The 14,923-nt window shown below is 53.2% G+C and carries 13 protein-coding genes and 2 pseudogenes; 4 read left to right on the top strand and 11 right to left on the bottom strand.

Annotated features, from left to right (window positions below; genetic code table 11):
- The first annotated feature begins 172 nt into the window (after nucleotides 1–172).
- Nucleotides 173–1,168, top strand: coding sequence for an alpha/beta hydrolase (locus tag NSU01_RS03295; RefSeq protein ID WP_076246342.1), 996 nt, complete (start codon nucleotides 173–175; stop codon nucleotides 1,166–1,168).
- A 203-nt stretch (nucleotides 1,169–1,371) separates the two neighbouring features.
- Entirely contained in the window at nucleotides 1,372–2,565 is a 1,194-nt protein-coding gene (locus NSU01_RS03290) for a Fe-Mn family superoxide dismutase (protein WP_076246261.1), read from the top strand.
- An 87-nt stretch (nucleotides 2,566–2,652) separates the two neighbouring features.
- Here NSU01_RS03290 and folE read toward each other — a convergent pair whose 3' ends face one another.
- From folE to NSU01_RS03265, 5 genes and pseudogenes are all read right to left on the bottom strand, one after another.
- A complete protein-coding gene (folE, locus tag NSU01_RS03285; protein WP_039308661.1) occupies nucleotides 2,653–3,246 on the bottom strand; it encodes a GTP cyclohydrolase I FolE in 594 nt (197 codons plus the stop codon).
- 54 nt (nucleotides 3,247–3,300) lie between these two features.
- Nucleotides 3,301–3,552, bottom strand: coding sequence for a YneF family protein (locus NSU01_RS03280; protein ID WP_042133331.1), 252 nt, complete (start codon nucleotides 3,550–3,552; stop codon nucleotides 3,301–3,303).
- A gap of 106 nt (nucleotides 3,553–3,658) precedes the next feature.
- A pseudogene (gene queG / locus NSU01_RS03275) lies at nucleotides 3,659–5,430 on the bottom strand (tRNA epoxyqueuosine(34) reductase QueG).
- Nucleotides 5,431–5,468: 38 nt separating this feature from the next.
- Nucleotides 5,469–6,086: a signal peptidase I gene (gene lepB, locus NSU01_RS03270; RefSeq protein ID WP_083705644.1), complete on the bottom strand. Its 618-nt coding sequence runs from the start codon at nucleotides 6,084–6,086 to the stop codon at nucleotides 5,469–5,471.
- 210 nt (nucleotides 6,087–6,296) lie between these two features.
- Complete coding sequence (locus NSU01_RS03265; protein WP_039308670.1) at nucleotides 6,297–6,716, bottom strand: GNAT family N-acetyltransferase; 420 nt, start codon at nucleotides 6,714–6,716, stop codon at nucleotides 6,297–6,299.
- Nucleotides 6,717–7,196: 480 nt separating this feature from the next.
- Here NSU01_RS03265 and NSU01_RS03260 point away from each other — a divergent pair, with 480 nt between their 5' ends.
- On the top strand, nucleotides 7,197–7,805 hold the full coding sequence (locus tag NSU01_RS03260; protein ID WP_039308673.1) for a superoxide dismutase: 609 nt from the start codon (nucleotides 7,197–7,199) through the stop codon (nucleotides 7,803–7,805).
- A 141-nt stretch (nucleotides 7,806–7,946) separates the two neighbouring features.
- Here NSU01_RS03260 and NSU01_RS03255 read toward each other — a convergent pair whose 3' ends face one another.
- From NSU01_RS03255 to acpS, 3 genes and pseudogenes are all read right to left on the bottom strand, one after another.
- The gene (locus NSU01_RS03255) at nucleotides 7,947–8,216 is read right to left on the bottom strand and encodes a hypothetical protein (RefSeq protein ID WP_076246253.1); all 270 of its coding nucleotides are present in this window, start codon (nucleotides 8,214–8,216) and stop codon (nucleotides 7,947–7,949) included.
- Between the two features lie 742 nt (nucleotides 8,217–8,958).
- A pseudogene (gene mutY / locus NSU01_RS03250) lies at nucleotides 8,959–10,047 on the bottom strand (A/G-specific adenine glycosylase); the annotation flags it as partial.
- 134 nt (nucleotides 10,048–10,181) lie between these two features.
- The gene (gene acpS / locus NSU01_RS03245) at nucleotides 10,182–10,574 is read right to left on the bottom strand and encodes a holo-ACP synthase (protein WP_042133315.1); all 393 of its coding nucleotides are present in this window, start codon (nucleotides 10,572–10,574) and stop codon (nucleotides 10,182–10,184) included.
- 166 nt (nucleotides 10,575–10,740) lie between these two features.
- Here acpS and NSU01_RS03240 point away from each other — a divergent pair, with 166 nt between their 5' ends.
- Entirely contained in the window at nucleotides 10,741–11,559 is an 819-nt protein-coding gene (locus NSU01_RS03240; protein ID WP_042133314.1) for an alpha/beta fold hydrolase, read from the top strand.
- A 112-nt stretch (nucleotides 11,560–11,671) separates the two neighbouring features.
- Here the strand turns inward: NSU01_RS03240 and nadE are convergent, their stop codons facing one another.
- The 3 genes from nadE to NSU01_RS03225 all read right to left on the bottom strand — a co-directional run bounded on the left by nadE (nucleotide 11,672) and on the right by NSU01_RS03225 (nucleotide 14,762).
- Nucleotides 11,672–12,481, bottom strand: a complete 810-nt coding sequence (nadE, locus tag NSU01_RS03235; RefSeq protein ID WP_039309932.1) for an ammonia-dependent NAD(+) synthetase — start codon at nucleotides 12,479–12,481, stop codon at nucleotides 11,672–11,674.
- A 125-nt stretch (nucleotides 12,482–12,606) separates the two neighbouring features.
- Nucleotides 12,607–13,041 (bottom strand): BrxA/BrxB family bacilliredoxin, encoded by a 435-nt coding sequence (locus NSU01_RS03230; RefSeq protein WP_039309930.1) that lies wholly within the window; start codon nucleotides 13,039–13,041, stop codon nucleotides 12,607–12,609.
- A 176-nt stretch (nucleotides 13,042–13,217) separates the two neighbouring features.
- Nucleotides 13,218–14,762 carry an ATP-binding protein gene (locus NSU01_RS03225; protein ID WP_339302518.1) on the bottom strand — a complete coding sequence of 515 codons (1,545 nt, stop codon included), beginning with the start codon at nucleotides 14,760–14,762 and terminating at the stop codon, nucleotides 13,218–13,220.
- Between the last annotated feature and the right edge of the window lie 161 nt (nucleotides 14,763–14,923).

Here is a 14,923-nt window from a genome sequence, read left to right as displayed (position 1 = left end):
CATAACCATACGATTAAATATATGAAGTATTTCTGCTAATCAAACTTAAGTTCATGCTTCCGAAGCAGTTTTGCTGCGAAGTAGTCTCACAGGAAGCGGATGTTCCACAAAACTTTTAGGAGGGGACCTTATGGATCTGGCAACAAGTCACCCCGGCTCGCCGGTCTCCCGTATGCCTAACGAGGATAAGCCTAATTCCATACCTATTATTTCACTGCGGATGATACGCGTTAAGCATATTGTAGTAGCTCTGCTGTTATCTGTGTTCTTCTTCTTTTTATTCTGCTTCATCGCCCTGCACGGCTATATAGCCTGGGTGCTCTCGAATCCTACTGTAGCGCCCCTCTACTCTAACCCTTATCTTGCCAAAGGGCTGGCGTATGAGGAGATCACCTTTCCGGCAAAGGACGGCAGCCGTATTATGCAGGGTTGGTATATTCCTTCAGAGGGAGCCAAGAAGACCATTGTCTTCAGCCATGGCTACGGTGCTAACCGAGAGGAAAGCTGGGTTCCTATGTACGACCTGGCCCATTATGCGCACAGCCTGAAATTTAATGTGGTCATGTTTGATTACGGCTTCGCCTCCAAGGTCAATAAAGATATCGCTACCGGCGGCAAAAAAGAATCCCAGCAGCTTCTTGGGGCGATCGAATATGCCAAGGACAAGGGTGCAAACGAAATCGTAGTCTGGGGCTTCTCCATGGGTGCTGGTACCGCGCTGCAGGCGGGTCTCGTAACCAAAGACGTGGATGCGATGATACTGGACAGCACCTTCCTGCTGGAGCCGGATACACTCTATCACAATATCAAGCAGAATATAAATCTTCCCCGCCAGCCTTCACTGGAGATTATGGAGCTGTTGTTCCCGGTACTGAACGGTACAGGGCTGAATCAGATTCCCTATTCCAAGGTGAAATCCGAGGACTATCCGTTCCCGGTACTCTTCATGCACGGTACTATGGACGAGAAGGCACCTTATCCGATTGCCGAAGAACTGGCCGCGAACCAGACCAACCCGTACTCCGACTCATGGATTGTGGAGGACAGTCATCATGAGCTGCTGTTCCGCGAGCATCCGCGTGAGTATCTGCGCCGTGTCTCAGCATTTCTCGGCAATGTCCAGCTGGCCCGCATCAGCGGGGACAACGGAAGTCAGGCCAGCAAGTAACCACAAGCAGATACAGCAGCGTTCCTATACCTATATTGGATTAACTAAGCATGCGCAGATGTATTTCCTTATACATTCTGCGCATGCTTTTTTGGGGTTTGCTAACCATAGTGCCTTAGGCCACAACGAATACCGTTACATAAGCGGACTCTCCCGGTCATATAATGAAGCGTTGAAAATTCAGGACGGGAGGACTGCATGCTATGCAATATGTATCCGGTGCGCCGCTGCCAGTGCACATTCTAGGGGAAATTGCCTTCTGGAAAAAACAGGAGAAGGAACACGCTGGGGTTCTTATCCAGCTTACTCCAAACCTCGAGGAGCCTTATGTCAAGCTGCTCCAGGAATGGACGGTTGTCTTCCTGGCTACGGAGCAGGCGGCGTGTCAACTGCTCGGAAGCCAACAGGCTCCGGCCTTCGGCGGTCCGGGAAGCCTTGCCGCCGAAACAGAGCTGCTGCTTCATACAGCCTGCAGCCAATCCAGTGAATTCATCCGCCAGCTGAAGGCTATGGGGGAGGCTAGCCAGGCCATGAGCGCCTCCCCTCTGGCCGGGGTCGTAGTGAAGCATTTTATCTGCGAATCGGAGTATTTCCTTGCCGTGCTTACGGCTCTCAGCGCCCCGGAATATGGAGCCGGTGCCGGCATGATGCGGCAGAACCCAATAGAGCAGGATGAACCGGCTGCTGTGCCTGCGGTGTCCCTAAGTGAAGACTCTCCCCAGGAAACGGCGGCTTGGACGGCTCCTCTGTGGGAAGCCCGTGAATTGGGGCCGGTCCCGATCGGCGGGCACACACTGCCCCCGCTCCCTTATGCTTATAATGCGCTGGAGCCCTACATTGACGAGAAGACGATGATTATTCATCACGACAAGCACCACCAGAGCTATGTAGACGGACTCAATAAAGCAGAGATTAAATTGGCGGAAGCCCGGAAGAGCAACGATTATGATCTCGTTAAACACTGGGAACGGGAGCTTGCCTTTAACGGGGCGGGCCATTATCTGCACACGATCTTCTGGAACGTCATGTCCCCGCAGGGCGGCGGCCGGCCATCCGGAGCACTGCTGGATGCCATTATACGGAGCTTCGGAAGCTACGATGCCTTCAAGGCCCAGTTCACTGAAGCGGCCAATAAAGTGGAGGGCGGCGGATGGGCCATCCTGGTCTGGAGCCCGCGCAGCCGCAGGCTGGAGATTCTGACTGCTGAGAAGCATCAGAATCTGTCCCAGTGGGATGTTGTCCCGCTGCTGGCGCTGGATGTATGGGAGCATGCCTATTATCTCAAGCATCAGAATAACCGCGCAGATTATATCCAGGACTGGTGGAAAGTCGTGAATTGGCCTTACGTAGCCGAGCGGTACAGTGCCGCCCGCAAGCTGGTCTGGCAGCCTTTTTGAGGTCTTTCCCCAAAAAAGCCCGGCGGCCACTCGAAAGTGGCCGCCGGGCTTTGCCTTGCACAAGTCAGGGAATATTAGTCCCGCGTACTATTCTTTGATCAGAGCAAGAAACTCGGCCCGGGCAGCAGCATCCTCACGGAAAGTGCCCCGGGTTGCCATGGTTACTGTCTTGCTGCCGGGCTTCTTCACACCCCGGGCACACATGCACAGATGCTCTCCTTCGACAACCACCATGACACCGTGCGGATTCAGCACCTCGGTCATGATGTCGGCGATCTGGGCAGTAATGCGCTCCTGCACCTGCAGGCGGCGGCTGACCGCTTCCACGAGCCGGGCCAGCTTGCTCAGTCCGGCAATCCGCCCGCTGGGGACATAGCCAATATGCACTTTGCCGAAGAAAGGAGCCATGTGATGCTCGCACTGGCTGTAGTAGACAATATCCTTCACAATGACAAGCTCTTCATGAGACTCGTCGAAAGTTACGCCCAGCGCCTCGCGCGGATCAATCGAATAACCGCCAAATATCTCTTCATACATCCGCGTGACTCTAGCCGGTGTTTCCAGCAGGCCTTCGCGGCTGGTATCTTCACCAATCAGCTCTAATATTTTCTCAACATGATATTCGATTTGCTCACGGTTTACAGAAACCTTCCCGTTCATGTACTCCTTGATGCTCCCCATGAAATCTCCCCCTTCCGCACCCGCAGCTGATTCTTATCTATTTCCTTATCCTGATTATTTCTTCTTGCGGGCCTGTCCTTTGGCTGCCGCAGGAGCACGCCCCGGCTGATTGCCGTTCTTCATCATCTGCTGGGCACGCTGCATCTGCTTTCCGTTCAGGTTATATCCCATTTGCTTAGCAACCTTCTGCAGCATTTCAGGATCATTCTGCATCGTTGTCATTTGTCTGCGCAGATAATACACACCGATAAAGAATCCGCCGATCAGACCTACAACAAGCGTAATAATAGGCAATGCAATATTCATCTGTAATCCACCTTTGTACTCTATTGTCTGGCAATGCCCCTATTTAAGGCACGCGAATCTATCATAGCATTTCAACAACTGGACAGCAATTGGCAAATCCCGTGATTCAGAAGAGATAGTTGCCGCTTAAGCCGGGCCCTGCCTGCTCCGCTTCCAGCTGCAGAAGGCGGCTTTTGATTCCCAGACCTCCGGCATAACCGACAAGTGCGCCTCCGGCACCTATAATCCGGTGGCAGGGTACAATGACCGGAACCGGGTTGCGGTTATTGGCCCCGCCAACAGCACGTACAGCCTGCGGATTGCCGATCATGACCGCAATATCCTTATAAGAGGCGGACTCCCCGTAAGGCACGCTGAGCAGAGCCTCCCATACCTGGCGCTGAAAATCCGTTCCGCGCATATCCAGCGGCACACTGAAGCTCTCCAGCTCCCCTGAGAAATACGCTGTAAGCTGCTGCTCCGTCTCGGACAAGCTCCCGGCATCCGCATAAATCTGTGCAGCGGGACCCAGCTGCGTCTTCACCCAGCCTGCAATAGTGTCCGAGTTCGCATCATAGGTGCCGAACTTGATCATGCATAGTCCGGAAGCTGTCGCGCATAGCGTCAACGGGCCAATGATTGAATCGATCTCCTTATAATAGAGCGAAGCTTCCGCCCCTTCGCTGCTCTCTGGACGGTGATTCATTCTCCTTCCGCCTCCTTCTGCCCAAGCAGCTTGTCCTGTGCCCGGCTTAGCATTCCGCGCACCGTAACGTCCTCTTCCTTCTGCAGTGCCTGCTCCACGGCTGTGAGGGCTTCACTGCCGCCGATGCGGCTTAGGGCCCAGGCGGCAGTCCCGCGCATCTCCGGCCGCGGCTCCTGCAGCAGAATCTCGGTCAGCTTCGGTACGGCAGAAGCTTCCTTGAAATTGCCAAGCGCGATCACCGCATTACGCTGGATAGGCTTTTTGCCCCGCCATGCAGCCGAGCTGCTGCCGAATTTCTCCTTGAACTCACGGTTGCTGAGATCCAGGATCGGCATCAGCAGCGGCTTCACGATCTCCGGATCAGGAAGCAGCTGCGGGCGGTGATTCCAGTTCTTGCCGCGGTTATGGGGACAGACAATCTGGCAGGTATCGCAGCCGTACAGCCGGTTCCCTATCTTGGTCATATAGTCCTCACTGAGGAACCCCTTGGTCTGTGTCAGGTAGGAAATGCAAGCCTGGGCGTTGAGTTGTCCCGGACCGACCAGTGCGCCGGTAGGGCAGGCATCGATGCATTTCGTACAGTCCCCGCAGCCTTCCTGCACCGGCTGATCCGGAGGCAGCGGTATATTCGTCACCATTTCCCCAAGATAGATCCAAGATCCCCATTTGGGGGAGATAATCGCGCAGTTTTTGCCGCTGAACCCGATGCCCGCCCGCTCTGCAACCGCCCGGTCAACAAGAGCGCCCGTATCCACCATACTCTCCAGTACGGCATCCGGAACACGCTCGCGGATGAAGTTCTCCAGCTTCGCCAGCGCTTCACGGAGTACATGATGATAGTCCTGCCCCCACGATGCCCTGGCCAGTATGCCTCTGCGTGCTCCGGGCTCGGACTTGGGCGGGTCCTCCATTTTGGAGGGATAGGCTACAGCGATTGCAATAATAGAGAGCGGCTGCTCTCCCGACTGCAGCGCCGGAACCGTCCGCTTGTCCAGATCCGGCTCCTCGAAGCCCGAGTCGTACCCGTTGTCCCTATGTTCCTGAAGAATATTTTTTAAATATAAAAACGGCTCTGCGGTGGTGAACCCGATATCGTCAATACCGAGCGCCGGCGCAGCAGCCTTGATTGCAGCCTTGAGATCCTCCCACTTGGAAGGCGGCGGAGCATAAGGTGACTGGAAGTTAGAATTCATTTCCGCCTCTCCTTTATTATTATGTCTATACTAATCCCTTACAGGACTCTCATCTTAGCTACAGGCCACCAGATCAGGGATGCCTTCCCCACGATGCTCTCCTGTGCAACGGCGCCGAAATAACGGCTGTCCTTGCTGGCCCCGGCATGGCGGTTATCCCCCATTACAAAGTAGGTGCCGTCCTCCACAGTCAGCTGACTGAAATCCGGATCTTGAATGGCCGTATCAATATAAGGCTCATCCACTACTTTACCATTAACATATAGCTGCTGGTCCTGAACTTCCACGATATCACCGGGGATACCAATAATCCGCTTAACCAGGTACTCCTTACGGTCCGGCCCTGTACTGGGGTCATGCAGAACTACAATATCGCCCCGGCCCGGATTCCCGAAGCTCAGTGCAATCTTATTAATAATCAGCTTCTCCCCTTCATAGAGGGTCGGCTGCATGGATTGGCCAATCACAGTAGACACATTGAACACAAAAATATTAAGCAGTGACATTATCGCGAATACAATCCCCGCAGTGATGATCCACTCCCGCATATCCTTAAGCCAAATTCTTCTCGATTCGCGCTTGGATTTGTTATGGGTAACGGATCTGTATCGTTGTTTGCGGCTCCGCATGAATTCTTCTTCAAGCTCCTGGTTCATAGGCCACCTACTTGCTTCGATTGGGTTTATAAGTCCATAACAATAGAAAAGCATATCTTCCGCCCATTTGCAATGCAATGGACACTGGGAAGATATGCTTTAGTATAATGAAACAGACTATGCAGGTGTGACCTTATTCTAAAAGTACAGGCTGCACTAGTTCTCTACTCTACCAATTGTTTCCGCTTACAGCACCGTTTCAAAAAATAATTACCCGACAATGCTCAGCTTGCGTACAGATTTGAAGATCTGGTCCTCACCATAACCCATGGCCTCATACAGCGGCAGTGCGAAGGAATTGTGCTCATCAACGGCTACATAAATACCGCTGACCTTGCGTGCCTGGAATCTGTGTTCCATCGCCGATACGAGACTCTTGCCGACTCCTCTGCGGCGGTATTCAGGATGGACGGCAATGCGGAAATAACAGCCGTGGTTCTTCTCAATCGTACCAATCAGTGCGCCGATGATTTCTCCTTCATCCTCTGCAACTACAATGAGATCTGAATCCCATGAAAGCTGCCTGGAGAAGGGCTCGATCGTGCTCTCGAAACATTCTTCCGATAATGCGGTCTGCAGCAATTCAGTCACTGGAGTAACGTCGCTTAATTGAAAGGAACGAACGTGCATACTTAAAAGTCTCCCTTTTCTATGGCTTAGAATTTTACAAAAAGAAGGAGTTTCCATAACAGTGTAAAGAGGAAAAAAGCATCAAAAACCGAGGAATACCTGCTTTTAAATCTATTAAAGCACACTTTTCTCGCGATATCATCAATTTTCTTTTGAAAGCGCTTGATATGAAGCGTTTTCATTGAATATAGTTTCATTTTTTCTTGATTAAGGAAATTATCGCAGTGCAAATACTCTCTCTTAAGGAGTTTTATAACTTTAACACACCCTTAACATTTGTAGTGAGCTATGGATGAAAAAATACTTTATAAACACTATTGTTTGTTTAATGTTGCATTATTGTTCCAGATACGGTTTAATAATAAGTATCTCAACGGATATATAACCTATAAGCCACATCGGAAATAAGGGGTTTTGACGTCAAGACCGCCAAAATTCTTTATCTATACAAATTCTAATATACTCAGGAGGGATTTTTCCATGGCATTTCAATTACCGGCACTTCCTTATCCAAACAACGCTCTTGAACCACACATCGACGCTTTGACGATGGAGATTCATCACGACAGGCACCATAACACTTATGTGACGAACCTGAACGCCGCACTGGAAAAAGCACCTGAACTGCAAGACAAGAGCATCGATGAGCTGCTGACTGACCTGAACGCTGTACCTGAAGCTATCCGCACTGCTGTTCGCAACAACGGCGGCGGACATGCCAACCACACCTTGTTCTGGGAAGTTATCGGACCGAACGGCGGAGGCGCACCAACTGGCGCTCTGGCTGCTGCAATTGACAGCGAACTGGGCGGATTCGACAAATTCAAGGAAGACTTCGCTACTGCAGCTACTACACGCTTCGGCAGCGGCTGGGCCTGGCTCGTCGTGAAAGACGGCAAGCTTGCTGTGACCAGCACTCCTAACCAGGACAACCCGGTCAGCGAAGGCGCAACTCCAATCCTCGGCCTCGATGTATGGGAGCATGCTTACTACCTGAACTACCAGAACAAACGTCCTGACTACATCAAGGCGTTCTGGAACGTAGTGAACTGGGAAGAAGTAGGCAAACGTTACGAAAGCGCAAAATAAAGAACTGCGGCGTGTAAGCCGCAGCATCACGGTATAAGAAAAACCGGGAGCACCCTTGTGGGTGGCTCCCGGTTTTTTGTGCTGGGAATACGGAGGAACAGGCACCCGCGGCACACATTCCTGCGAATGCAGGTATATGTCTTAGTGCGATGCGCTATCCCTTCGGGTACATGCCTGATAAGTGGAAATTCCCTTTAATTTCCACATACCGCCCACTTTTGGTGGAATTAGAGGGATTTTTCCCTTTAATTTCACCATATCGCCCACTTTCAGCGGAATTAGAGGGATTTTTCCCTTTAATTTCCTCATACCGCCCACTTTCAGCGGAATTAGAGGGATTTTTCCCTTTAATTTCCTCATACCACCCACTTTCGGCGGAATTAGAGGGATTTTTCCCTTTAATTTCCTCATACCGCCCACTTTTGGTGGAATTAGAGAAATTGCACATTTAATTATACGATGTCGTCCGCGCAGAACAGGAAAGGTGGATAAACGGCAGCTAATTTATCTGATTTCACCTTCGAGGACGAATTCCGAATAATTAGAGAAAATCAAATGCTCTTTGTTCACTTGTTCTCCGGGATGACGCACAAGGAATGGAGCTTCCTCCGGGTTATACCCGTCCGCAATAACTGGCCTGGCCAAACTGTCTTCCTTAACCTCAGAAGCGGAGTTGCCAGACCAAACGGTTTGCCGGTACTCCCGGTTATAGCTAGCAAGACTGCATAGCCGAGCCGGATTACACGGCGCCCCCCTCCTGCTCATCAAAATAAGCGTTGAGCAGCTTGAGGAACACATTGGGAAAGGCGTAATTCGCCATGTCGCTGCGGTTGATCCAGCGTACTGCGCCTGCATCCTCCGCTGTTCCGCTTCCGTCCGCGAAGCGCTCGACGGGCCCGCTGCCATCGGCGAATAAATCGGCGGGAACGGACGCGGTGAGCCCGGCGTTGTACATGCCTTGGCTGGTGGCGGAGCGATCACCGGCACCAGCCGCACTGGCGGCGGCATAGTCTGCGGCGGCATAGTCTGCAGCGGCAACCGGTTCACCCGGGCCGGGAGCTGAGGTGCTGCCCGGATCAGCCGGGCCGGTGGCAGCCCCGGCAGCCCCGGCAGCCCCGGGTGCTGCGCCGGTGGCTGCAGCATCAGCACTGGCAGCGCCGTTCCTGGCCGCTGCGCCGTACAAGGAACGCCCTTCCGCAGCCAGCGGCAGGGCCGGGGCCTCCTCTTCCCTGCAGCGGTACACCTGCAGGGTCCAGACAATATGGCTGAATGTATGCTCCGCAGCCATCCAGTGCCCTTCAGGCCGGGCGAAAATCCCGGCCTGAAGCAGGGACCGGCGCAGCCGGTCCTGCGCTGCCGTCTCCGGCAGCAGCGCAGCGGAAGCGCCGCCCTCCGCAGGCGGCGCCGGCCAGTGCGGCAGCTCCCACATGCGGGCCAGGAGCCCGCTGGATGGCCGCTGCCGGATGAGTACCCGGCCCGCGTGCCCGCCGCGGCCCTCTATCAGGGCTGCCAGCCGCTCTTCCGGGCGAGGCGGCTTGGCCTTGGTCTTGACGGGCAGCGAGGTCTCGCAGCCCGCTAGGCGCGCTGAGCAGTGTTCCATCACCGGGCACGGCAGACAGCGCGGTGATTTCGGCGTGCAGATCAGCGCGCCAAGCTCCATCAGCGCCTGATTGAAGTGCGAGGCTTCCCCTTCGGGAATCAGCTCTGCCGCCAGGCGCTCCATTTTGACGCGGGTGGGGCCTTTGGCGATATCATCCTCAATCAGGAAATATCGGGACAGCACCCGCATGACATTGCCGTCCACAGCGGGCTCCGGCCGGTTGAAGGCAATGCTGAGAATAGCTCCGGCCGTATAAGGCCCTACTCCCTTAAGCCCGAATACGGCATCGCGGTCATTGGGAACCTGCCCGCCATACTCTTCCTTCACCTGCTTCGCGGCATGCTGCAGATTCCGGGCGCGTGAATAGTAGCCAAGCCCCTCCCAGCACTTCAGAACATCCTCCTCCGGGGCATCGGCCAGTGACTCCACCGTAGGGAACCGCTCGATGAACCGGTTGAAATAAGGAATGACCGTATCGACTCTTGTCTGCTGAAGCATAATCTCCGAAATCCAGATGTAATAAGGATTGCGGTGACGCCGCCACGGCAGATCCCGCTTCTGCCCATGGTACCACTCCAGCAAATTACGGCTGAAATATGACTTGGCTTCCTGCTGCTCGTCCTGCTGCTCATTTGTAGTCATCATTAATCTCCTTGCTTCTATATTGAATGTATCTATATTCCGCGATAAGCAGCTCGTCCCCTTATTGCGTAAAGTTTACCCGTATAAATACCGCTCTGCGAAGCCGCAGGCAGGATCCGGCACTCCGCAGCAGCTTAGTTTACCTGCTCCACTACGGCAAAGGCTGAAGCCAGATCCCCGCTGTGTGTAATGGCCAGATGGATGATATGGCGGCCGCCCGGCAGAAGCAGCCGGTCCCAGGCCGCCTCCGACAGTGAAACGACCGGTTTGCCCTGGCTGTCCGGCAGAATTTCAATATCCTGAAATCCCACCTTCGCGCCGATTCCGCAGCCCAGTGCCTTCACTACTGCCTCCTTGGCGGCAAAACGCCCCGCAGCGAATTCCGCTGCCTTCCCCTTCCGCCCTGCGGCCAGCTCAAGCTCACGCTCTGTAAGAATGCGCTGCAGAAATCCGGTTGCTTGTCCGCTTGCCAGCAGAGCCGTAATCCGGCGGATTTCCAGCACATCATTTCCGATTCCATAAATCACTATATCCACTCCTTAGCTGGACAGGCAATATGCAATTACTGTAAAAAACCGCCCTATCCTTACCTGCTTTAATAATGGTATGATCTTCATAAACATTATTCATAAACATTATCAATAATACAACCTTCAAATCCGTTTCAGATTATATAGAGAGGGGATTTACCCGATGACCCGTAATTTCCAATTGCCCGCAGGAGAAGATGCTGTACTCCGCTGCTCGCATTTCCCCGCCCGGGATAAGGCTAAGAGCCTGATTGTTATCGCCCACGGTTACAAGGGGTTCAAGGATTGGGGGATGTTTCCTTATGCTGCGGCAGCCCTCAGCCAGGAGCATGAGGTCATAACCTTCAACTTCTCACATGCCGGAATCGGCGAAGATCTGCAGAATTTCACGGAGCTTGAGAAGTTCGCCCGCAATACCTATACCCGTGAGATCAAGGATATGGAGATCCTGCTCTCTTATCTCAGCCAGCACCACAAATTCGGCAGCCTGCCGTTATTCCTGCTGGGCCACAGCCGTGGCGGCGGAGGCAGCCTGCTGTACGCGCTGGACCATCCGGGAGAGATCACCGGAGTGATCTCCTGGAACGGCATTACCGACCTCGACCTGTTCACGGAGGAACAGAAGATTGAGATGAGGCGCAGCGGCCGGACCCATGTGCTTAATGGCCGGACCGGCCAGCAAATGCCGCTGGATGCCGTGTTGCTGGAGGACCTGGAACAGCATGCCGGACGCTACAACCTGCTGGAACGGATGACAACAGCCAGCTTCCCGGCGGTTCTTATTCAGGGAAGCCAGGACAGTGAACGGCTGCGCCGGGGATCAGAGCAATTAACGGAGCTCCGCCCGGATATCCGCTGGGTGCAGATTCCCGGCGGCAACCACACCTTCGGTACCGTGCACCCGTTCGAAGGAGCTACCCCGCAGCTGGAGGAGGCAATATCCGCCTCCCTGGAGTTTATTAACCAGATCCTGGCCGGCTAAGCTTACAAGTTGGTCAGCAGCTCTCCAGCTAATACTTATGAAAGCCAGAACCGCCGGGAATTCTGCGAAATGACTGCAGCTTCTCCGGCGGTTCTTTTATACTTCTGACTGCTTATATTCCAGGGATTGCATCCCGTTTATGCCCCGTTCTGCGGTAGTAGGCTTCAAGCTTCCCGGCGACCTCGGGAGACACCGCTTTGCCCTCCAGATAGTCACTGTTGTCATCATAGGTGATCCCCAGCTCGGTTTCATCCGTCTGGCCCGGCCAGAGGCCGGCTGTCGGTGCTTTGGTTACGATATCGGCAGGTACTCCAATCGCCGCAGCCAATTGCCGCACCTGCCGTTTATTCAGTGAAGACAGCGGTGTAATATCAACTGCACCATCGCCCCATTTGGTATAGAACCCGGTGATGGCTTCAGAGGCATGGTCTGTTCCTACCACCAGCAGATTGTTCTCGAAGGCTAGTGCATACTGCATAACCATCCGCGTTCTCGCCTTCACATTCCCTTTGCCCTGATGGGTGATGTGGCGGTGCTGTCCCAGCGCCTTCAGGCTATGCTCTACCTCCAGCGCGATCTCGTTTACAGCTTCTTCAATATTCGTCTCCACCGTATGCGTCAGCTCAAACGCCTTGGCTACCGCGTAACTGTGCTCAATATCCTCCTGCTCGCCGTAAGGCTGGAATACACCGAGTGTAATATACTCTTTGCCTTCCTCTGCCGTCAGCTCGTCCGTAGCCTGTTTGCATAGACCCGCAGCCACTGCACTATCAACGCCTCCGCTGATAGCAATCAGCAGCCCCCTGGCACCCGCCTGCAGCGCATATGCTTTCAGGAAATCCACACGTTTGCGCACTTCCGCTCCGGTATCAATCACCGGCTTGACTCCCAGGGCTTTAATAATCTCTTCCTGCATTCCCAATTCACACACCCCTTATCTTATAACTTGATCTGTCCGATGGGACTCAGGTGCCTATATGTTCAGAAAAAATCCCGCATGAGCCTAGCCTCCGGCTGATGCGGGAATATCCCTTACAGAAAATGAGCTTATTGGCACAGACGATTGAAAACTTCCTTCAGCTCAGCAGCAATTTCAGCAGCCGAACGGTCTTCAACGCCGTGACGTTCGATGAAATGAACAAGCTCGCCGTCCTTCATCAAGGCAATGGATGGTGAAGATGGCGGGTACGGAGCAAAATACTCACGCGCCTTGGCTGTAGCTTCCTTCTCCTGGCCGGCAAATACCGTGAACAGGTGATCGGGGAGAATTTCGTTCTGCAGCGCCTGGGCTACACCTGGACGGCATTGGCCGGCGGCACAACCGCAAACGGAGTTAACGACCACAAGCGAAGTTCCCTTAACGGCTGGAAGAGTTGCTTCAACTTCATCCGGAGTCAGCAGCTCCTGAAATCCGATACTCGTCAGATCATCGCGCATAGGCTGAATGGAATCCTTCATATATTGATTAAAAGACATGGACATTTCTCTGCACTCTCCTTTACCCTTAGAATAGTTGTCAGAACCCGGATAACGTCGCCGCGTTACTGCACTACTTGCTAACTTTATTATACATACATACTCTGTGAAAGCAAGAGAAGCAGCCTGCCTACAAGCCGTTATACAGCAGCGCTATAGCGCATAGTTAGAGCCTTGAATCCCTAAGAATAGACTTCCACCTCAGCGGGTTCCTCCTTGGGCTCAAAGGGGATCGTAACGATGACCGAGGTGCCTTTGCCCACTTCGGATTCCACATGAATGGTTCCGTTGTGACGCTCGGCGATACTCAGGCAAAGCGACAGTCCAAGTCCTGTACCCTGGCTTTTGGTTGTGAAGAACGGGGCAAACAATTGCTTCAGCTGGCTCTGCGGGATGCCGCTTCCCGTATCTGTGATGATCAGCTGAGCAGTATCTTCATGCTCACAGGTTTCCAGCGTCAACACCCCTTTGGCCTCCATTGCCTCCATTCCGTTGCGGGCCAGATTGAGTATCAGCTGCTTGATCTCCCTGACGTTCAGCCGCAGCAGCGGCAGAGACGGGCTAAGCTTCAATTCAACGCTCTGTCCGCGAAGATTGGCATCCGCCCAGATCAGGGGGGTAAGCTCCTCCATAATGAGATGCAGCTGCACCATTTCCTTGTCCGATACACGGCTCTGGGCCAGCGACAGGAAGTCATTGATGATACTGTTGGCCCGGTCCAGCTCCTCCATTACAATATGGTAATAGGAATGCAGGTCCTCCGGACTCTTTTCCCGCATCAGCTGCAGGAATCCGCGCACTACCGCCATCGGGTTGCGGATCTCATGGGTAATTCCGGCCGCCATCTGCCCGACCAGCGTCAGGCGTTCAACATTATCAAGCTCGCTGCGGATTTTCTCCTCTTCCGTAAGATCCTGTATAATCATGACAAGGCCGCCCGGAATACCGGACTCATGCTGTAACGGCGCCGTGAAGATATGATAGGTCATGGAATCATACTTGATCTTGGTATTGGCACGCTGCCTGTTCAGCAGGATTCCCCGTAAGTGTTCATAGGTTTCCTGATCCATGCTGTGGCCGAAGACCCGGTCAGCCGGCAGGGATAATATAATCTCTCTGGTCAGATGGGGGCAATGACGCTGAATCAGGCTGAGCATGTATTCATTCAGCTCCGTCACATATCCGTTGTCATCAAACGACATAATATTCAGCGGCACCACATTAGTAATCTGCTGGAGCTTCTCCGATTCCCACTGGAATCTCTCGGAGATACCTTTCATCCGTTCCTTGACCTGCAGCTTGTCCCAGGCCGTTTCAATATATACAATAAACAGTCCGCCCAAAATAACAGCCGTTAATAAATACACCCCTACCAGAATCGCATCCGTGGGGGGTGTGTTGAAGATGCTTTGTCCCTGCATCTTAGGTACAATTACAATAAACAGCATACTGGGAAACAGAGTACCCCATAGCATGCCGACTTTTTGGATTAAAGAGGCACTCTTGAAGGGCTTGGCCATACCAAACAACAGCGGATACAGCAGTACCCCCGAATTTAATATGAGATGATCAAATCCTGAAGGAACCGAGAATAGTACAGTGCAAAAGATGAAATACATTGCCAGGTAAGCCCCTGAACGAAAAGTCCCGTACAAGATCCCTATATACGCCGGAAGGATAGCCAGATTCAGATACACTACTCCGAACATTGTAGTCGACAAGGCCATACACAATGTAACCCCGAGTGCACAGCATATTATCAGAAAAGTCTGGTCATCCGGAAATCTGCGGTTTCTGCGTGTGAAATGGCCCTGGTCCAACCGCCACTGAAACAGAAACAGGAAGGTGCACGCAGCCGATATTTGCAATAAAATATCCTTAACCGCAT

Origin of the sequence: Paenibacillus sp. FSL H8-0259, from assembly GCF_037963255.1 — a bacterium.
In the GTDB taxonomy this organism is placed as follows: Bacteria; Bacillota; Bacilli; order Paenibacillales; family Paenibacillaceae; genus Paenibacillus_AQ; species Paenibacillus_AQ phytohabitans.
This window is presented reverse-complemented; position numbering and strand designations above follow the sequence as displayed.